This is a genomic window from Pseudomonas sp. Root71 (assembly GCF_001429045.1).
Lineage (GTDB): Bacteria > Pseudomonadota > Gammaproteobacteria > Pseudomonadales > Pseudomonadaceae > Aquipseudomonas > Aquipseudomonas monachiensis.
In genome coordinates this window covers 1-20,234 of sequence record NZ_LMHY01000015.1, presented here as the reverse complement: position 1 = coordinate 20,234, position 20,234 = coordinate 1, and the positions used below count along the sequence as shown (strand labels likewise).

The following is a 20,234-nucleotide window of genomic DNA, read 5'->3' as shown; positions in this document are numbered from 1 at the left end:
GCCTTGTCCTACGAATACGACCCACTGAGCAACCTCACCACCCTGACGTTGCCCACCGGCCAACACCTCAATCACCTGTATTACGGCAGCGGCCACCTACACCAACTCAACCTCGACGGCCAGCTGATCAGCGACATCGAGCGCGACGACCTGCACCGCGAAGTCCTGCGCACCCAGGGCACACTCACCAGCTGCTTCGGCTACGACGCCCTGGGCCGCAAGAGCTGGCAGTTCGCCTCGCGCCTGCCGGCGGAAAAACTCTCGCGCCTGCACAACCCCGGCATCCAGCCCGACCTGCTGGTCGAGCACGCCTACAACCCGATCCACCGCCGCCACCAGTACGACCCGGCCGGCGAGTTGACCCGTACCCTCGACAAACTGCGCGGCGAGATCAAGTACGAGTACGAAGCCAACGGCCAACTGCACAGCCGCGACACCGGCCAGTTGCTCGACAGCGAAGAATTCCGCTACGACGCCGCGGCGAACCGGCTGAACTTCAACACCAGCCAGTTTGATCACGTCAAGGACAACCGCCTGAAGCGCTGACGGGATCAGGAATATGCCTACGATGCGTGGGGCAACCTGATTGAAAAACGCAGCGGGATGGGCAAGCTGCAGACGTTTGTTTATGACTGTGAAAATCGCTTGGTGCGGGCTGAGACGTTGGTCAGCGGCAAGCTGGAAAGTACCGGTGCGTATCGTTACGACAGCCTCGGGCGGCGGGTTGCCAAGGTTTCAGAGGTCAACGGCAAGACCGAGCATAAGCACTTTTTGTGGCAAGGCCTGCGGATGTTGCGTGAGGAGCGACCGGGGCAGAGCAGTCTGTACCTGTATGAGCCGGGGAGTTATGCGCCCTTGGCGCGGGTGGATCAGGCAGAGGGTGAAGAGCAGCAGCTTTATTACTTCCATACTGATCAGATTGGTACGCCGCTGGAGATGACGGACGCGGACGGGAGCATTGTCTGGCAGGCGACGTACAAGGCTTGGGGGGCGGTTGAAAAGCTGGCGGTCAATGACATCGAGCAGAATTTGCGGTTTCAGGGGCAGTATTTCGATGACGAGACGGGGCTGCACTACAACACGTTTCGGTATTACGATCCGGAGGTGGGGCGGTTTGTAACGCAGGATCCGATCGGGTTGTTGGGTGGTAGTAATTTGTATGGTTATGCTCCCAACACTAACGGGTGGATTGACCCTCTAGGGTGGTGCGTGACTACTAATGTCACCAGAGGGGCGGCAGGGCAACCGTTGAAAGCAACCGCTACCATTACTCCGAAGGACTTGGGGACGGGTACGGCAACTAATGAGTCCTCTCGGTTTTGGGCCAGATCGCTGGGTAATTCAGATGATGATGCTGGACATATAATCGGTAAGCTACTTGGCGGTTCGGGTGGTAAAAATGGTGTGTTTCCTCAGCTTTCAAAAGTGAATAGAGGATTGTTTAGGGATTATGAGAGGCAAATATTTAATGATATATCAAAAAATGGGCCGGTTGATGTGGAGTTGATTTTTAAGTATGGGGCTGGTGGTACAAGGCCGACAAAGATTTTGTATAACTTATTTAGAAATGGAGAGTTGATTGATGGCAAGATTTTCCTCAATTAATACGGGTGCAGATCTCGGGGAAATGGTGCGCTTAACTCTGGGTGATTTTATGAGTGAGATGTATGAGTGGGAAAAAAAATATTATAAAAAAAGCGTGGAGGCACTTGAAGATGAGTCCCTGGAAGAACTACTGCAGAATCACATGCGGGCTGATTTGTTAAGTATTTTCTCTAAGTATGTGGCCCCGGCTGATAGAAACTATGATCGATTAGATAATCTGGTTTGTGGACTTAACCCGGAATATAATCCGGAAAATGACAACGTAGGAAGTGTTGAGGTTAAGGGGGGGGCTGCATCGGTAATAATAGAGAAAAATACTGGGCTTTCAACTTTGTATCGGTTGACTTTTTCGGTCGCAGAAGATGGTTGTTTAATTCGACGGAGGGACTTCAAATCTGGTGGTAAGTGGAATAAAACATATATTTAAGTTATTTTGTGCTTGTTGCTCGATTGAGTTGAAGGGTTCTTGGTCGCTATGATTACGCCGCGGCGAATCGCCTGACCGCGCTGATCAACGAAAACAACGCGGCGTACCAGTTCGCCTACGATGCGTGCGACCGGTTGATCGAAGAAAAACGCATCGACAACCTGACCCGGCACTTCAGCTACAACCTGGGCGGACATCTGACCCAGGTCGATGAAACCGGCTACGGCGAACGCGGTGAACGGCCACAACGCCGCACCGAATTCGAACGCGATAGCATTGGCCGGTTGCTGGCCAAACTCAATGCCGATGCCCGTCAGGATTACGTGTATGACGACGCTGATCGCCTGCTGTCGATCCAGCGCCTGCCGACCGCGCAGGGCAAGCAAATTGGTGTCAGCGAAGAAACGCTGGGAAACGCTCGAATTCGCCTACGACCTGCTCGGCAGGCTGATCCAGGAGAAGACAGCGCAAGGCGCCTTGTCCTACGAATACGATCCACTGAGCAACCTCACCACGTTGACGCTGCCCACCGGCCAACACCTCAATCACCTGTATTACGGCAGCGGCCACCTGCACCAACTCAACCTCGACGGCCAGCTCATCAGCGACATCGAGCGCGACGACCTGCACCGCNCGCCTTGTCCTACGAATACGACCCACTGAGCAACCTCACCACCCTGACGTTGCCCACCGGCCAACACCTCAATCACCTGTATTACGGCAGCGGCCACCTRCACCAACTCAACCTCGACGGCCAGCTCATCAGCGACATCGAGCGCGACGACCTGCACCGCGAAGTCCTGCGCACCCAAGGCACCCTCACCAGCTGCTTCGGCTACGACGCCCTGGGCCGCAAGAGCTGGCAGTTCGCCTCGCGCCTGCCGGCGGAAAAACTCTCGCGCCTGTACAACCCCGGCATCCAGCCCGACCTGCTGGTCGAGCACGCCTACAACCCGATCCATCGCCGTCACCAATACGACCCGGCCGGCGAACTGACCCGCACCCTCGACAAACTGCGCGGCGAGATCAAGTACGAATACGAAGCCAACGGCCAACTGCACAGCCGCGACACCGGCCAGCTGATCGACAGCGAAGAATTCCGCTACGACGCCGCGGCGAACCGGCTGAACTTCAACACCAGCCAGTTTGACCACGTCAAGGACACCCGCTTCAACGGTGACAGGTCAACTGATCTCCACCTTCCGTCACGGCAAAGGCTTTCTGGTCTTCTTGCTGTTGCTCGCAATCGGCCTGTTCTGTATGGCGGGATTTGTGTTGTACCTGGGTACCCTACTGCCGGTGGCCAGTTCCGGGGCGAATACCAGTCGTGGTTCCAACCCGCAGTTGTTGATCTATTCAGTCAGTGGCCTGCTGGTCGTCATTTCGGCGGTCTTCTTCGGGCTTTATCCGTGGCAGAAGAAGTTGCGCGGAACCCATTATGAGGTTTACGAACACGGCATTGTTGCTGTCAGTGGTAAGCAGCAACAATATACGGCGTTTGCTGATATAGAAGACCTTTACCTGTTCAGTTCAGGGCAAACCGTATTCACTGGCCTGATCACCAACCTGGCGTATCGGCGTAATGAAAGTGAGCCATTTCATCGCGTCATCGAGACGTTGAAAGGCTTTCAGGAATTCCAGCAACTGGTGCGTGAGTTGCATGTTCGCGAGTGTCTGCCGGTTGTGACGAACAAGCTTGAGTCTGACTGCGCAGTGACTTTCAAGTATGTGCCGACCGGGCAGGTCTGGCGCAAGCGAGTCTCGGGGGACTTCCTGAATGTCGTTACACAACCGATTATTGTGACACGCGAGTTTCTGGAAGTTGAAGGACGTAAAGTCCCGGTGTCGACCCTTGCTTCAATTGATTTAAATGCCTGGAGTGAAAAGGTCACTCTAAAAGACGCAGCCGGGAATCAGATGCTGTCAACGCTGTGCACCGGGATCATGAGTCATGACCTGTTTCTCACCACTCTGGATGTGCTGCTGGATGCTCAGCGGGCAAGCAGGGATGAGACTGCCCCTACTCTGGCCTGAGGATCTCAGTCCTCCGCCAGGCTGACCATTACAAAAAAACCGGCTGATCAGGCCGGTTTTTTTGTGGGGCGGTAGTAAAGCAATTTATTCAGGCAGTGCGATTCTGGATCAGACGATCCGAGCCGCCTTCAGCGACGCGGTTCTGCAGGAGCTTGTCGGAACCACCTTCAGCGACGCGGTTTTGCAGGAGCTTGTCAGAGCCACCTTCAGCGACGCGGTTCTGCAGCAGTTTGTCAGAGCCACCTTCGGCCACACGATTCTCGATCAGGCGGTCGGAACCACCCTCTGCCACACGGCTTTCAATCAGACGATCCGAGCCGCCTTCAGCGACCACAGGTTGAGCAGACGTAGCGGCAAAAGCGTTAACTGCGAAAACCGAGAAAGCGATGCTGAGGAGGGTCTGGCGTTTCATGATCATGTGCTCCGGGGTACTTATGGGTTGGTATGGAGCAGATGTTACGCCGTGGATTTTTTAAGAGAACTTCATTGAATCAATGGTGACTATCGACGCAGTCAATGGATGATTCGGTGTTCTTTACGGGATCGAGCTTGCTCCGGGCGGCGTTCCGACGAACTTCAACTCAACCAGCTGGGAAAGATTGCTACACCGGTTAGAACGTTTATTTCTTTACGGTATTTGAATAGATGCAATCTGCATATCCATAACCGAATAATCCGCGTCATGTTTTTTACCTTGTCCGTGATCGAATCGGATCGTTCGTCACAGCAGAAATAATCCTCCTGCCTGCCTCGTTAAGCCTGTCGCGACATCGACTTTGGCTGTTTGATCGCCAGCTTGTCGCGCTCGGCCGATTCCCTAGAATCCGCCTCCATCAGCTTCGTCCAATTATCCAGTCCTTTAGGGAACAACACCATGATGAATGCCATGCAGATGCAAATGCCGATGAACGCCAACATGCCAATGATGTCGATGATGGGCATGCCGATGATGATGGCGACCATGTCCTGCGACATGATGGACGACGGCATGATGTGCAAGATGATGCCGGCCGCTGGCATGGACATGGCCATGTTCAGGAACAGCGCTGAAATGATGCAGTTGATGATGAACTGCGGCATGCCGATGATGATGCACTGCGGCAACATGAGCATGATGTGCATGTCCCCGGCGAGCATGGCCATGCCGATGATGAACATGATGATGTCGATGCCGGTGATGGGCATGCCGATGCCGTCGATGAAGTGCGTGATGGAATGCACGCTCATGGCGGACTGCATGATGTGCAAAATCATGCCGATGGCCGGCATGAACATGGACATGATGAAAAACTGCTGTGCCCTGATGATGAAAATGATGAACGACTGCAGCATGCCGATGATGATGAGCTGCAACGGCATGCCGCTGATGTGCTGCACCTGCTGATCCCTGCACTGTACCTGTACCTGTAGGAGCGAGCCTGCTCGCGATGGACGTCAACGATGACGCGGGTTTTCTGAAAAAACGCGTCAGCCTTGAGCCCATCGCGAGCAGGCTCGCTCCTACAAGAAGGCGGTATCAGTCCAGGCGTTCGGGGTAGGTCACCACAAGATAGGCCACGGCCTCACTGTCGGCGGGGTTGCGATAGCGGTGGGGCTGGTCGGCGTAAAACAGGATCGAGTCCCCCGTGGATAGCAGGTAACGTTCATCGTTGACGCTGATTTCCAGGACACCCTGCGCCACCACCAGGTTTTCCTGGACACCAGGGCCATGGCCCTGCGACTGGTCCTCTCCCAACGCGCTCAGGCGCAGCTCGTAGAATTCCGATTGGCGCGCCACGTCAAAGGGGAACAGGGCGCGGCTGACAAAAGCGCCGTTGGCGCTGACCAGGCGTTTGCTCTGGCTCGCCGACAATAGGGCCACACCTTCGAAGGCCCGATGTTCCAGAAACGCCGCCACCGATACCTTCAAGCCTTTGGCTATTTTGCACAGCACCTTGATGGACGGCACACTGCGCCCCGATTCGATTTGCGCCAGCATGGCGCGGCTCACGCCGCACTGTCGGGCCAGGGCATCAAGGGACAGATGGCGCTTGCTGCGCAGACGCAGCAGGTTTTGTCCGACCCGTTCGCAGATCGGGTCCTCTTCCGGGGCATCCGGATTGTTCAGATCCAGCACAGGCTCGTCCGCGCTTATCAGAAAGCGCGAGGGTTCGTACGCGTTCACGCCTGACGTGTCTCGGTAGACCGAGACGCCTGAACCCACTGCAATGCCTGTAGTCCGGCGTTGCGTGCGTACATCTCCCACATGGCCCGTGCCCGTTGCTGAGCTTGTTTGCGTTTGCGGTAGCTGGCGAAATCGATGAGGTTGTCAGTCGGATTCATGGGGCACTTCACTGTGGTGATGAATGACGGGATGACTGGAGAGTACGCTTCTATTTTTATAACGATAAATACTGAATTTTTATTTGTTAATTCGTTTTGGTTCTTATTGGTGAAGGATTTTCAGGTTGTATGAAGCATCTTTTATATTCTAAAAAGATATAAACATGTAATTATATATTCCTTTTGGTGTTGGCTGATGCGGTGCATCTTGAGGTCATGCCCATCCATGCGGATGGTCTCGACGCCAGACAGGAAGCCTTATCATGACCATCAAAGCGATCAACGTCCGTAACCAGTTCAAGGGCGTCATCAAGGAAATATTCGAAGGCGAAGTGGTCTCCGAAATCGACGTGCAAACCGCCTCCGGGATCGTCACTTCCGTGATTACCACGCGTTCGGTGCGCAGCCTGGAGTTGAAGGTGGGCAGCGAGGTGATTGCCTTCGTCAAGTCCACGGAGGTCTCCATTGCCAAGCTTTGAAAGCCTGAATCATTGGTAGATAACGGATGATCTGCCGGTTTAAAAAAACCATGAAAAAACCCGGCTGATCAGGCCGGGTTTTTGTTGGGTGTTGTGGTGACGCGGTTTGTTTATGCGACGCGGTTCTGCAGCAGTTTGTCGGAGCCACCTTCAGCGACGCGGTTCTGCAGCAGTTTGTCGGAGCCATCCGCAGCGACGCGGTTTTCGATCAGGCGGTCGGAACCACCCTCGGCCACACGGCTTTCAATCAGACGATCCGAGCCGCCTTCAGCGACCACAGGTTGAGCAGAGGTAGCGGCAAAAGCGTTAACTGCGAAAACCGAGAAAGCGATGCTGAGGAGGGTCTGGCGTTTCATGATCGTGTGCTCCGGGGTGCTTATGGGTTGGTATGGAGCTGATGTTACGCCGTGGATTTTTTAAGAGAACTTCATTGAATCAATGGTGACTATCGATGCAGTCAATGGATGATTTGATGACCATTGTGGGTGCGGGTGTCAGCGGGAGATGAGCCCATGATCGAGGGCGTACTTGACCAGCGCTGCCGGCTTGTCGATGTTGAGTTTGCGCCGGATGCTCAGGCGATGGGTTTCCACCGTGCGCACGCTGATGTCCAGTTCCCGGGCCATTTCCTTGTTGTTCAAGCCTTGCGCCATTTTCGACAGGACCTGGCTTTCCCTCGGAGTCAGTTCGTTGTCGGTGTTGCGGTCGGCGATCAGTCGCTGGGCGATTTCGGCGCTGTAGAAGGTTCCGCCGCTGGTGATGGCTTCGATGGCGGCGATGATTTCCCGGGACGGGGCGTTCTTCAGCACGTAGCCGCTGGCGCCGGAGCGCACCGACTCGCTCACGTATTCGTAATTGTCGTACATGCTCAGCACCAGCACCTTGAGCGACGGGTACTGGCTGCGCAGCACGCGGGTCAGTTCCAGGCCGTTCATGTCTGGCAGGCTGATGTCGACCAGCAGCAGGTCGGGCTGGCAGCGTCCGACCATTTCGATGGCCTCGGCGCCGTTTTCCGCTTCGCCGACCATTTCCAGGGGCGACATCACGGCCAGCAGCGCCTTGATGCCGTCGCGGACCAGGGAGTGATCGTCGACCAGGGCGACGCGGATCGGGGAGGGCAGGTTCATCGCAATATTCACTCTTGTAGTTTTGCGCGGGCTCAGCGTTTTACCGCAGGTTTCATTGGCAGCCGCACGTCCAGCTCGCTTCTGCCCGGCATCGAAATCAGATCGAAGCGCCCGCCAAAATGTTCGACGCGTTCGCGGATGTTACGCAAGCCAATGCCGGCCTGACGACGTTCGACCTGGGCGACGTTGAAACCGATACCGTCATCGACCACCGTCAGCCGCACGGACTCGTCGCAGCCGCGCAGTGTAATGGACACGTTTTTCGCCTGCGCGTGGCGTTCGATATTGGTCAGGCCTTCCTGGACGATGCGGAACAGCGAAACCGCCGCGCCGTCGACCAGCAGGCAGTCGAATTCATTTTCGTCATAGGTCACGGTCAACCCGCTGCGCTGCTCGAATTCGGCGGCCAGTTGGCCGATGGCCGCCGGCAGGCCGAGGGTGTCGAGCAAGGAGGAGCGCAGGTCATGGGAGAGGCTGCGCACTTCACCGATGGCATCGCCCAGGCGCTCGGTGGCGTCTCTGAGCGCGTTCAAACCCTTGTCGTCGGCTTGTCCGCGTTCCAGCAGATGGCTGGCCAGTTCGAACTGGAACTTGATCGAGACCAGCACCTGGCTGATGCCGTCGTGCAACTCGCGGGACACCCGGGATCGTTCTTCTTCCTGCAGGCTGACGATGCGCTGGGTCAGGCGCTGCAGTTTTTTGTCCGCCAGCCGATGTTCGCTGACGTTGAGGGTCATGCCCGTGGCGAACACGAACAGCACCGCGACGAGGGCGACCACGGCAATCGCCATCATGGTCTTGCGGATGCCCATGGCCACTTCGGCACGGGCTTGTTGGGTGGCGCGTTCGACGTCTTCGAGGTAGATGCCGGTGCCGAGCATCCAGCCCCAGCGATCGAGCATCACTACGTAGGCGAGCTTGTCGGTCACCTGGCCGGAGGAGGGCTTGTTCCAGGCGTAGCGTTGAAAGCCTTCGCCCGATTGCGCGCTTTGCAGCAGCGCCTGGATCACCGGCAGGCCGTGGGGGTCTTTCATGTCCCACAGGTATTGGCCCACCAGTTCCGACTGGCGCGCGTGCATCAGGCTGCGGCCTTCGTGGTCGTAGACGAAGAAGTAGCCGTTGATGCCGAAGCTGAGCTTGCGCAGTTCTTCCAGCACTTGTTGCTGGGCGTGGGCATTGCCGTGGCCGTCGTCGTACAGGGGCGCGATCAGGCTCTGGGCCATTTCCACGTAGTTTTTCAGCTCCGTGCGCTTGCTCGCCAGAATGCTGTCTTCGATCAGTTGCGCCTGTTGATCGCCCAGTTGGCGGTTGAGGGAAATCACCAGCGCGCAGATGACGGCAATGGCCAGCACCAGCGGCAAAATCCCGAGGGCGACGATCTTGTGTTTGAGCTGCATGTTGACTCCTGCCCGCGCGAAGGCTCGGGATCATATGCCAAAGAGGCGCTGGGCTTGTAGCGTTGCTGGACGGAATGACCGGTTGGGAGTGTGCAAAACCTGTGGGAGCGAGCTTGCTCGCGATGAGGGAGGCACATTCGGAAGTGATGTGGCTGAAAGTCCGCTATCGTCGGAACGCCGCCCGGAGCAAGCTCGCTCCCACATTTGATCGGGGATGGCCCCGGATCCGGTGGTCAACCCACAGGAGATCGGTGTCATCTACGTAGAACTACGTAGAGACCACGTACGTAGTAACGCGGATTTATTTGTGGACGGCATGCGCGGATATTGGGCCAGCTCCGCATCGCGGACACAATTATAAAAATTACCGCCGCAGTCACTGGCTGTCGGCAGGAGACACGCTATGCCCCGTCTGGCTAAACACCTCGCCTGGTTTGCCGTGGCTGTCCTGGGAGCGATTGCGCTGAGTGTCGTGGCCCTGCGCCGCGGCGAAGCGATCAACGCCCTGTGGATCGTAGTCGCAGCCGTCGCCATCTACCTTGTTGCCTACCGCTATTACAGCCTGTTCATCGCCAATAAAGTGATGCAGCTCGACCCCAATCGGGCCACGCCGGCTGTGCTCAATAACGATGGTCTGGACTATGTTCCGACCAACAAGCACGTACTTTTCGGTCACCACTTCGCGGCCATTGCCGGCGCGGGGCCTTTGGTCGGCCCGGTGTTGGCGGCGCAGATGGGCTACCTGCCCGGCACGCTGTGGCTGATTGCCGGCGTGGTGCTGGCCGGTGCCGTTCAGGACTTCATGGTCCTGTTCATGTCAACCCGCCGCAACGGCCGTTCCCTGGGCGACATGGTCCGTGAAGAAATGGGCCGCATCCCCGGCACCATCGCGCTGTTCGGCTGCTTCCTGATCATGATCATCATCCTCGCGGTGCTGGCGCTGATCGTGGTCAAGGCCCTGGCCGAGAGTCCTTGGGGGATTTTCACGGTGATGGCGACCATTCCGATCGCGATGTTCATGGGCATCTACATGCGCTACATCCGCCCGGGTCGCATTGGCGAAATCTCGGTAATCGGCGTGCTGTTGCTGCTGGGTTCGATCTGGCTCGGCGGGCAGGTTGCCGCCGATCCGGTGTGGGCCAAGGCCTTCACCTTTACCGGTATCCAGATCACCTGGATGCTGATCGGCTACGGTTTTGTCGCGGCGGTACTGCCGGTGTGGCTGATCCTGGCACCGCGTGACTATCTGTCGACCTTCCTGAAAATCGGCACCATCGTCGCCCTGGCCATCGGCATCCTGGTGACCATGCCCGAGCTGAGNGTGGGCCAAGGCGTTCAGCTTTACCGGTATCCAGATCACCTGGATGCTGATCGGCTACGGTTTTGTCGCGGCGGTACTGCCGGTGTGGCTGATCCTGGCACCGCGTGACTATCTGTCGACCTTCCTGAAAATCGGCACCATCGTCGCCCTGGCCATCGGCATCCTGGTGACCATGCCCGAGCTGAGAATGCCGGCCCTGACCCAGTTCGTCGACGGTACCGGTCCGGTTTGGAAGGGCGGTCTGTTCCCGTTCCTGTTCATCACCATCGCCTGTGGCGCGGTTTCCGGTTTCCACTCGCTGATTGCTTCCGGCACCACGCCCAAGCTGCTCGCCAGCGAGGGGCATGCCCGCTACATCGGTTACGGCGGCATGCTGATGGAATCCTTCGTGGCGATCATGGCCATGGTTGCCGCTTCAGTGATCGATCCGGGCGTGTACTTCGCCATGAACAGTCCGGCGGCCGTGGTCGGCGGTGATGTGGTGGCCGTTGCGCAAACCGTCAGCAGCTGGGGCTTCGCCATTACCCCGGAAGCCTTGCAAGCCGTAGCCCATGACATCGGTGAAACCACCATCCTGGCCCGTGCCGGTGGTGCGCCGACCCTGGCGGTCGGTATCGCGCAGATCCTGCACAGTGTTCTGCCGGGCGAGAACACCATGGCGTTCTGGTACCACTTCGCGATCCTGTTCGAAGCGCTGTTCATCCTGACTGCCGTGGATGCCGGCNGGTGAAACCACCATCCTGGCCCGTGCCGGTGGTGCGCCGACCCTGGCGGTCGGTATCGCGCAGATCCTGCACAGTGTTCTGCCGGGCGAGAACACCATGGCGTTCTGGTACCACTTCGCGATCCTGTTCGAAGCGCTGTTCATCCTGACTGCCGTGGATGCCGGTACCCGCGCCGGTCGCTTCATGCTGCAGGACTTGCTCGGCTCCTTCGTGCCGGCGCTCAAGCGCACCGAATCCTGGACCGCCAACCTGGTTGCCACCGCCGGTTGCGTGGCCATGTGGGGTTATCTGCTGTACCAGGGCGTGATCGATCCACTGGGCGGCATCAACACCTTGTGGCCGCTGTTCGGCATCTCCAACCAGATGCTGGCCGGTATCGCGCTGATGCTCGGCACCGTGGTGCTGATCAAGATGAAGCGCCAGCGTTATGTGTGGGTGACCTTGCTGCCGGCCGTGTGGCTGCTGATCTGCACCACCACCGCAGGCTTCATCAAGCTGTTCGACGCCAACCCGGCGATCGGCTTCCTGGCCCTGGCGAAGAAGTACAGTGATGCCCTGGCCAATGGTCAGGTGCTGGCCCCGGCCAAGAGCATCGACCAGATGCAGCACGTGATCTTCAACGCCTACACCAACGCGACCCTGACTGCGCTGTTCCTGTTCGTGGTGTTCAGCATCCTGTTCTTCTCACTCAAGGTCGGCATCGCTGCCTGGGGCACCAAGGAACGCACGGACAAGGAAGCGCCATATCAAGCGCTGCCGGATGCCTGATCATGTTCAATGACCTGAGTCGCCTCGGTAAATACCTCGGTCAGGCCGCGCGCCTGATGGTCGGCATGCCCGACTACGACAACTACGTCGAGCACATGCAGACCAAGCACCCGGACAAACCGCTGATGGACTACGAGGCGTTCTTTCGGGAACGCCAGGAAGCCCGTTACGGCAGTAAAGCCGGACCGAAGTGCTGTTGAGTGAGACAAAAAACCGGCTGAAACAGGCCGGTTTTTTATTGGGTGCAGTAACGGCCTGGACATTTCGGGGGCCGTGGCGATTCGAATCGTCGCCACCACTTTTGTCCCGGGTCATGGAAGCTTTGCAAACCTCCTGACTGATTTGAGCTGTTTATCAGCTATCTCCCCCAGATGAAGCGACAGTTTCCCCGTCCGGTACTTTAATGGATGGTCTGGAGCAACTGATCACTGGGCTGTCATAGCCTCAAGGCTATGGATCCCATACCGAAAAGCTATTTCTTCAATCGGTGATCCGGATCCACGCTTAAGGATGGTTAGCTGAAAACAAAATCAAGAGGAGATGCCATGTCAACTGAATCGAAATGCCCGTTCAATCACGCCGCTGGCGGTGGCACTACGAACCGCGACTGGTGGCCGAACCAACTGAACCTGAAGATCCTGAGTCAACACTCGCCCAAGTCTGACCCGCTGGGAGGCGACTTCAACTACGCCGAAGCCTTCAAGAGCCTGGACTTCCAGGCGCTGAAAAAAGACCTGACTGCGCTGATGACCGATTCCCAGGACTGGTGGCCGGCGGACTTCGGTCACTATGGCCCTCTCTTTATCCGCATGTCCTGGCACGCCGCAGGCACCTATCGCACCGGCGATGGCCGGGGTGGCGCCGGTTCCGGCCAGCAACGCTTTGCACCGCTCAACAGCTGGCCGGACAACGTCAGCCTCGACAAGGCCCGCCGGCTGCTCTGGCCGATCAAGCAAAAGTACGGCAACAAAATCTCCTGGGCTGACCTGATCGTCCTCACCGGCAACGTCGCACTGGAATCCATGGGCTTCAAGACCTTTGGTTTTTCCGGCGGCCGCCCGGATGTCTGGGAACCGGACGAAGACGTCTACTGGGGTTCTGAAAGCAAGTGGCTGGGCGGTGACACGCGCTACGGCAAAGAGGACAAACCGGCACAGAAACCTGGCGACGTCCCGCTCGTGGCCGAGCCGGGGCGAAACGAGGACAGCCGGACCGACGAGGGCCGCAATCTGGAAAACCCCCTCGCCGCGGTGCAGATGGGCCTGATCTACGTCAACCCGGAAGGCCCGGAAGGGCAGCCGGACCCGGTCGCTTCGGCCAAGGACATCCGCGAAACCTTCGGCCGCATGGCGATGAACGATGAGGAAACCGTGGCCCTGATCGCCGGTGGCCACGCCTTCGGCAAGACCCATGGCGCCGGGCCTGCCGACAACGTCGGGCCAGAACCTGAAGCCGCTGGCCTGGATCTGCAAGGCCTGGGCTGGAAGAGCACATTCGGCACCGGCAAAGGGGCTGACACCATCACCAGCGGCCTGGAAGTGACCTGGACCACCACGCCGACCAAGTGGAGCAACAACTACCTGGAGAACCTGTTCGGTTTCGACTGGGAGCTGACCAAGAGCCCGGCCGGTGCCCATCAGTGGAAACCGAAGAACGGCGCCGGTGCCGGGACCATTCCGGATGCCTTTGATCCGTCCAAACGCCGTGACCCGACCATGCTGACCTCGGACCTGGCCCTGCGTTTCGACCCGATCTACGAGCCGATTGCCCGGCGTTTCCTGGCCAATCCCGAGCAACTGGCCGATGCCTTCGCTCGCGCCTGGTACAAGCTCATTCACCGTGACATGGGCCCGCTCTCGCGCTACCTCGGCCCGGAAATGCCGAACGAAGAGTTGCTGTGGCAAGACCCGATCCCTGCTGTCGATCATCCGCTGGTCAATGACAGCGATGTCGCCGTGCTCAAGGGCAAGATTGCGGCCTCGGGGCTGACAGTTTCGCAGCTGGTATCCACGGCCTGGGCGGCGGCTTCGTCTTTCCGTGGTTCCGATAAGCGCGGCGGCGCCAACGGTGGGCGCTTGCGTCTGGCGCCGCAGAAGTCCTGGGAGGCCAACCAGCCAGAACAACTGGCCCGCGTGCTGGCAAAACTCGAAAGCATCCAGAACGAGTTCAACAGTGGCGGCAAGAAAATCTCCCTGGCCGACCTGATCGTGCTCGCCGGTGGCGTGGGCGTGGAACAGGCCGCGAAAAATGCCGGCCACAGTGTGACGGTGCCTTTCACGCCGGGACGCATGGACGCCAGCCAGGAACAGACCGATGTCGACTCCTTCGGTTTCCTTGAACCGATCGCCGACGGTTTCCGTAATTACCTGAAGCAACAGTACCGTGTGCCGGCCGAAAAACTGCTGATCGACAAGGCACAACTGCTGACGCTCAGCGCCCCGGAAATGACGGTATTGCTGGGTGGGCTACGGGTATTGAACGCCAATGTCGGCCAGAGCAAGCACGGTGTCTTCACCTCACGGCCGGAAGCCTTGACCAATGACTTCTTCACCAACCTGCTCGATATGGGGGTGGAGTGGAAGCCCGTGTCGGATGCCCAGCAAGAGTTTGAAGGGCGTGATCGCAAGACCGGTGCAGTGAAGTGGACGGGGACCCGGGTTGACCTGGTCTTTGGTTCCAATGCGCAGTTGCGTGCGTTGGCCGAGTTCTATGCCACCGCCGATGCGCAGCAGCAGTTCGTCAAGGACTTCGTCGCTGCGTGGACCAAAGTGATGAACCTGGATCGTTTCGATCTGAAATAGGGGAGGTGGTCGTAACGTTGGTATTGCCGGCAAAAGTCTCCCGGCTCGCCCTCCGGCTCCTGCATCGGCGGAGGGCATTCAGCGACCATAAATCTTGGCGATCGTGGTCCAGTCTTTGTGGGCGAGTTGCTTGGCTACCAAACCGCACGTTATGGGGCGAGGCCCGCGTCGAATCATTGGCCGGCCAGATCGCCGTGGCTTGGACCTTCCGCAACCGGGTGAACGACGGCAAGGACTAGTCATGGTGGGGGGAGGGCTATGCCGGCGTGTGCCAGAAGCCCTACCAGTTCAGTTGCTGGAGCCGGACCGACCCGAACTACGCGTTCCTGATCGGCATCAAACAAATCGCGAGTTGGCGCAAGCGCGCATCGTCGCTGACCAGGTGATCGCCGGCAAGGTGCCAGATCCCACCAGTGGCGCGACGCATTTCTACGCCAGCACAATGTCGAAGGCGCCGACCTGGGTGAAGGGGGCCACTTAGATCTTGAAGCTCGGTCATCACGTATTTTTTTTCGGATTTGCCGTGACAGCCTTCAGCCGATTGTCGAGTGTGCTGGCCAAGTCCGAAGCGCCTTCAGCTGAGCGCATTGTGGTGCTGCGCCGCGCCGCCTACGCGGTTGAAAGCGACCCGCTAAAGAACGAGGCCGAGTTTGACGCGATGATCAACGATGCGGAGCCTGACTACGCGGCGTGGCTCGCTGCCGTGGCTGCGATCAAAGAGCGCTACCCACTGCCTGACTGATAGCCGCTCGCCCAAAACGATCAGCGGTCAGACTACCCGGCCGTTATAAACTGGCCGGAAAGTCCGTGAATTATTTTATTGTGGGCTGGAAGATTCGTAAAAGCAGTCGCTACTAGAGTTCTAGTTTTTATCGGTATTTGAATGCTCGTTAGTTACAAGGTCTACAAGTAGTTTTTTTGCCAAGTATTCAGACGCTATTGGCGTAAGGTGTCCATAATCCCAGCTTGTGATGCCTGTTTTAATGTCATTTCCCAAGTAGGTCATGCAGCCATCTTTGTTGCAGAATGCGCTTATTATATCGGCATAAATTGCTCCCGAGTTGGCTAGGCTTTTTTTCAACTCGGTGTTTTGATCCATAACTAATATGTTTAGCCCTGAAAGAGTGCGCCTTGGCGTGTTAATCCACAGCGATTTCATGATCGTTTTAGGAAGTTCAACTGTCCAGTGTGGTGTGGGTCCTGTAAAAATAACGCGCTTAACCCCAGCATCTTTCAATTCCAGGAAAATACGGCGAAGATTCGCCGCGTCGTGGTTTTCATTCTGGCCAACAATTACTACGTCTGGAATTAATTGCTTTATTTGCTTGAGAGCAAACCAGTTCGATTGCGTACAGAAATCTGTGGCTGAAGGGGTCTTGACGTCGGGAGACGCCACGCATCCTGAACTGGCGACTTGTAGGATATCCCAGTTTTCAGGCATTTCTTTTCTTAACCCTGAGAAAAGTTGTTGGGCGTGAGAGTCTCCCCAAATAAATAGTGTCTTGCCTTGTGGAAATTGCTTTGTGTAGCAACTGCTGTTTATTTCGCTGACCGGTACATTTGTGGAGTTTCCTTTGATGTACTGAGCTGTGTTCTGAAAATTGCAATCGCCACGATAATTCTGAAATAGTTCAAGTTTTGCGAAATATTTTCGCTCTGGTAAAGAGTTTTCAAAATATTCCGCGAATTCCTCTCTGTCATTTAAACGAGATTTGAAGCCGCCATTCACGTATGTAGCGTATCCAGTTATTCCGAAAAGAAACATAAGAGCGATCAGTGTTGCTGTTTTTGTGTTGTTGTAACCGCTAAGGCGCAATGGCCGCTCGACATATTTATATGTCAGCCAAGACAGGAGTACGGAGGCCACAACAGCTAGGCTCAATGTTGTTGGTGAGGCTGTGCTCCCTTCCAGGATATGAGCGAATGATAGAAGAGGCCAATGCCAAAGATACAATGGGAAACTGATAAGTCCGAACCAAACGAATATTCGATTAGATAGTACTGTTCTGTTGAACCATGCATATGGACCTCCCGCAATAATGAGAGATGCGCCCACAGTTGGCAATAGTGCCCACCAGCCGGGAAATTGGTTGTTCTTGGTGGTTAGAGAAAATGCCACTGCAAGGCATGTAAAGCCAACAAAGGATTGAGTGTTTCGAATAACTGGGCCGCCGACCCCTCTCCATTTCGGGAATGTCTGGCTTTTATACATGGTCACATATGCCAGATATGATCCAATTAGAAGCTCCCAAAATCTGGTTTGTGGTGAGTAGAAAGTGCTAACTGGATCTGACTGCACGCTCATTACGTTTAAGGCGAACGATGTGCCGCCAATCAAGGTGAGTAGTATCGGAGTGTTCAGTCTTATTTTAAATGCGGCCCAGAGTATCAATGGCCAAACCAGATAAAATTGCTCTTCAATACCCAAGGACCATAAGTGCAGGAGCGGTTTTGTGTCTGCGCTATTGTCGAAGTAACCAGATTCTGCACGTAGCACGAAATTTGATATGAAAGCAGAGCCTCCGGCAATGTGTTTTCCAAGTTGCATATATTCATCAGCAAGGAGAACGAACCAGCCGAGTGCCCAAGTGGCGGCAAGCATGAGCAAGAGCGCGGGAAAAATCCGAATTACCCGACGGCTGTAGAATTCCACGAAACTAAAACTGTTTTTCTCGAGGCTTCCGAAAATGATGCTGGAAATCAGGAAGCCGGAAATAACAAAAAAGATATCGACACCAACGAACCCACCGGGAATCAGAGAGGGAAAGGCATGGAACGCGACGACAGACAGGACTGCGATCGCGCGCAGCCCATCAATATCTGGCCGATATTTAGGGTGACTCAGGTGCTTATCGACCGCTAATTGCGGCGATTCAGATAAGGAGGTCATTGGTTTTCGTAGTTCCGATTTAATTGAACGCCATACTTGGGCGCTGAGCATCATACCAGCACCACAAACCTTTCCCGCCCCGAGCGGTTTTTTTTCCCCTGGAGAAAGCTATGCCCATCACCGCGCAGCAGCTGCTGCAGATCCTCCCGAGCGCCCGCCGCCAAGCGGGCGTTTTTGCATCTGCGCTCAACGCGGCCATGGACCGCTACCAAATCATCGGCGCAAAACGTGTTGCCGCGTTCGTTGCGCAGATCGGCCATGAGTCTGGACAACTGAACTACGTGCGGGAAATTTGGGGGCCAACTTCGGCCCAGATCAAATACGAGGGTAGGGCAGACCTGGGCAACACCGTAGCAGGCGACGGCTCCAGGTATCGCGGCCGTGGCCTGATCCAGATCACTGGCCGGGCGAATTACGCGGCGTGTGGCGAAGCATTGGGAATCGACCTCATCAATCATCCGGAGCTGCTGGAGCAGCCGCAGTACGCATGCCTGTCGGCCACCTGGTTCTGGGCGATGAAGGGCTTGAACACGCTTGCCGATGCCGGTGAGTTCTACACTATCACCCGCCGAATCAATGGCGGCCTCAATGGCCTTGCGGATCGGTTGAAGCTCTGGGCGAAGGCGCGGGAGGTGCTGGCATGATTCCGCTGTCGTGGCGCATCGGTGGCGCACTGGTGCTGGTCTTGGTGCTGCATGGCTGGGGGTGGCGCGGCGGCCTGGCAGTGGCAGGCGAACAGATTGGCGAGTTGCTGCGTTGGGGTGCAGCTTTTCTGGTTCTAGGTTCTTTTTGGCAATTCTACGAGGGCTGCCAATTGGCGCTCCAGGCATTCATAAGCGGAGGGTGATCTTTGACACCATCACTACCCCCGGGAAATAGCGCACGAAGAGTTGGTGTTCGGTCGGTGGGACGCCAGGAGAGGGGAGGCACGCTGACATAAAGCTGTCATTGCATAACCAAACTGAGCCATACAAACCCCAAAGGGGGATTTTTGGGGCCTGAAAGCCGCAGCCTGCGCGGCCCTCAGGGTTGCCCTTCAAGATGATGAACCTGGATCGCTTCAATCTAAAATAGGAGAAGTTGTCGTAACGTTGGTATTGCCGGCAAAAGTCTCCCGGCTCGCCCTCCGGCTCCTGCATCGGCGGAGGGCATTCATCGACCATAAACCTTGGCGATCGTGGTCCATTCTTTGTGGGCGAGTTGCTTGGCTACCCACATTGGATTCTCGCCCGCAGATAACCTTTATCTATCCGGTTTCTGGTCCGCCAGGTAGTTATTGGTCGATCCATATCAGGCACAACGCTGCGGCAGCGCTGAACATGATTGACTGTCGAGTTGGACTTTCTCCGACGAACGATATCGATTAAATAAAAAGGCCCGCTGATTAGGCGTAATGCTGTTCACTTAAGAGATAGACCAAACAATAAGCTCCCTCGCCACAGATACAGTGTTCGTCCTTAAGTGAGCTGCATTACGCCACTAAGCAAGCCCAGCACGTAAACGCCAATGCGATGAGCCAACAGGTTGATTACGATGTCGAAGATGAACTCCATTTTTGATCCGCGTATTTCCTTGTCGGTTTTTCTACGCACATCCGAAAGACTATTCTGGTCGATGGAATGCTTAAGTAGCTGTTGCGATTGGCCATTTCTCGCCAAGCTTGGAGTCACCATAGGTTTTGATGACCTCAGAGATGATGACTTGATAACCGGCAAGCCAATTTTCCTGGGCAGCCTTTGCCTCCAGGTGACGGGGATGCTCAACCAATATCTGAAGAGCTTCGAGAGAACTCCAGTAGTACACATTGGAGAAGAGGCCAGTCTGTGGATTCTCCCAAGCTTCTTCGCCAAGGTAACCAGGGATCGATTTTGCGATTGCAGCGATTTCCTGATCGAGTCGGTGGAAGGCTTCATCAAACTGCTTTTTGGCAAAGATGAACGTTGAAGAGTACATAGGCTTTGCTCCTTTCGCGGCGTTTGGTTGCCGATGATTGGACTGACCGGACTTGGGTATGCCTCAAACCTATGCTGGCTGGTTGGCTTCCCAACTATCAGTAGACGATGCATCTGGCGTAATGTTTTCCGCCGATTGTGTCTGATAGCGTTCCTTGTCCATGCGTAACTCCTTGTTCGGCTTGAGTGTCGCGCTAGAAACGCGACATGAGGTGAGGAGGAAAAGCGACATGACTTTTGCGCCCATTACTGGCGCATTAGCGGCGCGCCCATGGTCTGCTTTTGGCCGATTCTGTTGAAAAAGTAGCTCCCCTGTCTGGCCTGCGGCAAAATCTCTGCATTGGCCAGCAGGGAAGCACGCAGCATGATGGGACAGTTATCGAGTG

General features: G+C 56.4%; 17 protein-coding genes and 8 pseudogenes. 16 read left to right on the top strand and 9 right to left on the bottom strand.

Annotation, left to right across the window (positions count from 1 at the left end; translation table 11 throughout):
* The 5 genes and pseudogenes from ASD95_RS29830 to ASD95_RS13485 form a co-directional block, all read left to right on the top strand.
* Nucleotides 1-1,605 (top strand): annotated as a pseudogene (locus ASD95_RS29830) (RHS repeat domain-containing protein); the annotation flags it as partial.
* Nucleotides 1,583-2,032 carry an NTF2 fold immunity protein gene (locus ASD95_RS28665; RefSeq protein WP_082562947.1) on the top strand — a complete coding sequence of 150 codons (450 nt, stop codon included), beginning with the start codon at nucleotides 1,583-1,585 and terminating at the stop codon, nucleotides 2,030-2,032. The pseudogene ASD95_RS29830 and the gene ASD95_RS28665, both read left to right, overlap by 23 nt.
* 47 nt (nucleotides 2,033-2,079) lie before the next feature.
* A pseudogene (locus tag ASD95_RS29825) lies at nucleotides 2,080-2,665 on the top strand (type IV secretion protein Rhs); the annotation flags it as partial.
* A gap of 1 nt (nucleotide 2,666) precedes the next feature.
* Nucleotides 2,667-3,201 (top strand): annotated as a pseudogene (locus ASD95_RS29820) (RHS repeat domain-containing protein); the annotation flags it as partial.
* Between the two features lie 253 nt (nucleotides 3,202-3,454).
* The gene (locus tag ASD95_RS13485) at nucleotides 3,455-4,066 is read left to right on the top strand and encodes a hypothetical protein (protein ID WP_236709739.1); all 612 of its coding nucleotides are present in this window, start codon (nucleotides 3,455-3,457) and stop codon (nucleotides 4,064-4,066) included.
* A gap of 88 nt (nucleotides 4,067-4,154) precedes the next feature.
* On the opposite strand, the gene ASD95_RS13480 is transcribed toward ASD95_RS13485, so the two are convergent.
* Entirely contained in the window at nucleotides 4,155-4,478 is a 324-nt protein-coding gene (locus ASD95_RS13480) for a hypothetical protein (protein WP_056724204.1), read from the bottom strand.
* 462 nt (nucleotides 4,479-4,940) lie between these two features.
* Between ASD95_RS13480 and ASD95_RS29815 the strand changes: the two genes are divergently transcribed.
* Nucleotides 4,941-5,450, top strand: a complete 510-nt coding sequence (locus tag ASD95_RS29815) for a hypothetical protein (RefSeq protein ID WP_082562944.1) — start codon at nucleotides 4,941-4,943, stop codon at nucleotides 5,448-5,450.
* A 132-nt stretch (nucleotides 5,451-5,582) separates the two neighbouring features.
* Here ASD95_RS29815 and ASD95_RS13470 read toward each other — a convergent pair whose 3' ends face one another.
* Both ASD95_RS13470 and ASD95_RS29430 read right to left on the bottom strand, forming a co-directional pair.
* A complete protein-coding gene (locus ASD95_RS13470) occupies nucleotides 5,583-6,173 on the bottom strand; it encodes a helix-turn-helix domain-containing protein (protein ID WP_160386044.1) in 591 nt (196 codons plus the stop codon).
* Between the two features lie 53 nt (nucleotides 6,174-6,226).
* Nucleotides 6,227-6,388 carry a hypothetical protein gene (locus tag ASD95_RS29430; protein ID WP_177336468.1) on the bottom strand — a complete coding sequence of 54 codons (162 nt, stop codon included), beginning with the start codon at nucleotides 6,386-6,388 and terminating at the stop codon, nucleotides 6,227-6,229.
* 263 nt (nucleotides 6,389-6,651) lie between these two features.
* Between ASD95_RS29430 and ASD95_RS13465 the strand changes: the two genes are divergently transcribed.
* Complete coding sequence (locus ASD95_RS13465; RefSeq protein ID WP_056724180.1) at nucleotides 6,652-6,867, top strand: TOBE domain-containing protein; 216 nt, start codon at nucleotides 6,652-6,654, stop codon at nucleotides 6,865-6,867.
* 113 nt (nucleotides 6,868-6,980) lie between these two features.
* Here the strand turns inward: ASD95_RS13465 and ASD95_RS13460 are convergent.
* The 3 genes and pseudogenes from ASD95_RS13460 to ASD95_RS13450 all read right to left on the bottom strand — a co-directional run.
* A pseudogene (locus ASD95_RS13460) lies at nucleotides 6,981-7,223 on the bottom strand (hypothetical protein); the annotation flags it as partial.
* 138 nt (nucleotides 7,224-7,361) lie between these two features.
* Nucleotides 7,362-7,994: a response regulator gene (locus ASD95_RS13455; RefSeq protein ID WP_056724176.1), complete on the bottom strand. Its 633-nt coding sequence runs from the start codon at nucleotides 7,992-7,994 to the stop codon at nucleotides 7,362-7,364.
* 32 nt (nucleotides 7,995-8,026) lie between these two features.
* Nucleotides 8,027-9,391 (bottom strand): cache domain-containing protein, encoded by a 1,365-nt coding sequence (locus ASD95_RS13450; RefSeq protein WP_056724174.1) that lies wholly within the window; start codon nucleotides 9,389-9,391, stop codon nucleotides 8,027-8,029.
* Nucleotides 9,392-9,794: 403 nt separating this feature from the next.
* Between ASD95_RS13450 and ASD95_RS13445 the strand changes: the two are divergent.
* The 7 genes and pseudogenes from ASD95_RS13445 to ASD95_RS13420 form a co-directional block, all read left to right on the top strand.
* A pseudogene (locus ASD95_RS13445) lies at nucleotides 9,795-10,711 on the top strand (carbon starvation CstA family protein); the annotation flags it as partial.
* Nucleotide 10,712: 1 nt separating this feature from the next.
* Nucleotides 10,713-11,436 (top strand): annotated as a pseudogene (locus ASD95_RS13440) (carbon starvation CstA family protein); the annotation flags it as partial.
* Nucleotide 11,437: 1 nt separating this feature from the next.
* On the top strand, nucleotides 11,438-12,205 hold a 768-nt coding region (locus tag ASD95_RS13435), incomplete at its 5' end, for a carbon starvation CstA family protein (RefSeq protein ID WP_330219622.1).
* Between the two features lie 2 nt (nucleotides 12,206-12,207).
* Nucleotides 12,208-12,405 (top strand): YbdD/YjiX family protein, encoded by a 198-nt coding sequence (locus ASD95_RS13430; protein WP_034150399.1) that lies wholly within the window; start codon nucleotides 12,208-12,210, stop codon nucleotides 12,403-12,405.
* 345 nt (nucleotides 12,406-12,750) lie between these two features.
* Complete coding sequence (gene katG, locus ASD95_RS13425) at nucleotides 12,751-15,006, top strand: catalase/peroxidase HPI (RefSeq protein WP_056724172.1); 2,256 nt, start codon at nucleotides 12,751-12,753, stop codon at nucleotides 15,004-15,006.
* Nucleotides 15,007-15,149: 143 nt separating this feature from the next.
* Nucleotides 15,150-15,487: pseudogene (locus ASD95_RS28645) on the top strand (cell wall hydrolase); the annotation flags it as partial.
* 42 nt (nucleotides 15,488-15,529) lie between these two features.
* Nucleotides 15,530-15,748 carry a hypothetical protein gene (locus ASD95_RS13420; RefSeq protein ID WP_236709738.1) on the top strand — a complete coding sequence of 73 codons (219 nt, stop codon included), beginning with the start codon at nucleotides 15,530-15,532 and terminating at the stop codon, nucleotides 15,746-15,748.
* Between the two features lie 120 nt (nucleotides 15,749-15,868).
* Here ASD95_RS13420 and ASD95_RS13415 read toward each other — a convergent pair whose 3' ends face one another.
* Nucleotides 15,869-17,950 (bottom strand): acyltransferase family protein, encoded by a 2,082-nt coding sequence (locus ASD95_RS13415; RefSeq protein WP_201783887.1) that lies wholly within the window; start codon nucleotides 17,948-17,950, stop codon nucleotides 15,869-15,871.
* 56 nt (nucleotides 17,951-18,006) lie between these two features.
* Between ASD95_RS13415 and ASD95_RS13410 the strand changes: the two genes are divergently transcribed.
* Together ASD95_RS13410 and ASD95_RS13405 are read left to right on the top strand one after the other, a co-directional pair.
* Nucleotides 18,007-18,540, top strand: coding sequence for a glycoside hydrolase family 19 protein (locus tag ASD95_RS13410; RefSeq protein WP_056724168.1), 534 nt, complete (start codon nucleotides 18,007-18,009; stop codon nucleotides 18,538-18,540).
* Entirely contained in the window at nucleotides 18,537-18,743 is a 207-nt protein-coding gene (locus ASD95_RS13405) for a hypothetical protein (protein WP_056724166.1), read from the top strand. The genes ASD95_RS13410 and ASD95_RS13405 overlap by 4 nt, the downstream gene beginning before the upstream one ends.
* A 213-nt stretch (nucleotides 18,744-18,956) precedes the next feature.
* On the opposite strand, the pseudogene ASD95_RS30295 reads toward ASD95_RS13405, so the two are convergent.
* A pseudogene (locus ASD95_RS30295) lies at nucleotides 18,957-19,135 on the bottom strand (site-specific integrase); the annotation flags it as partial.
* A 384-nt stretch (nucleotides 19,136-19,519) separates the two neighbouring features.
* Nucleotides 19,520-19,849 (bottom strand): antibiotic biosynthesis monooxygenase family protein, encoded by a 330-nt coding sequence (locus tag ASD95_RS13400; RefSeq protein ID WP_056724165.1) that lies wholly within the window; start codon nucleotides 19,847-19,849, stop codon nucleotides 19,520-19,522.
* Between the last annotated feature and the right edge of the window lie 385 nt (nucleotides 19,850-20,234).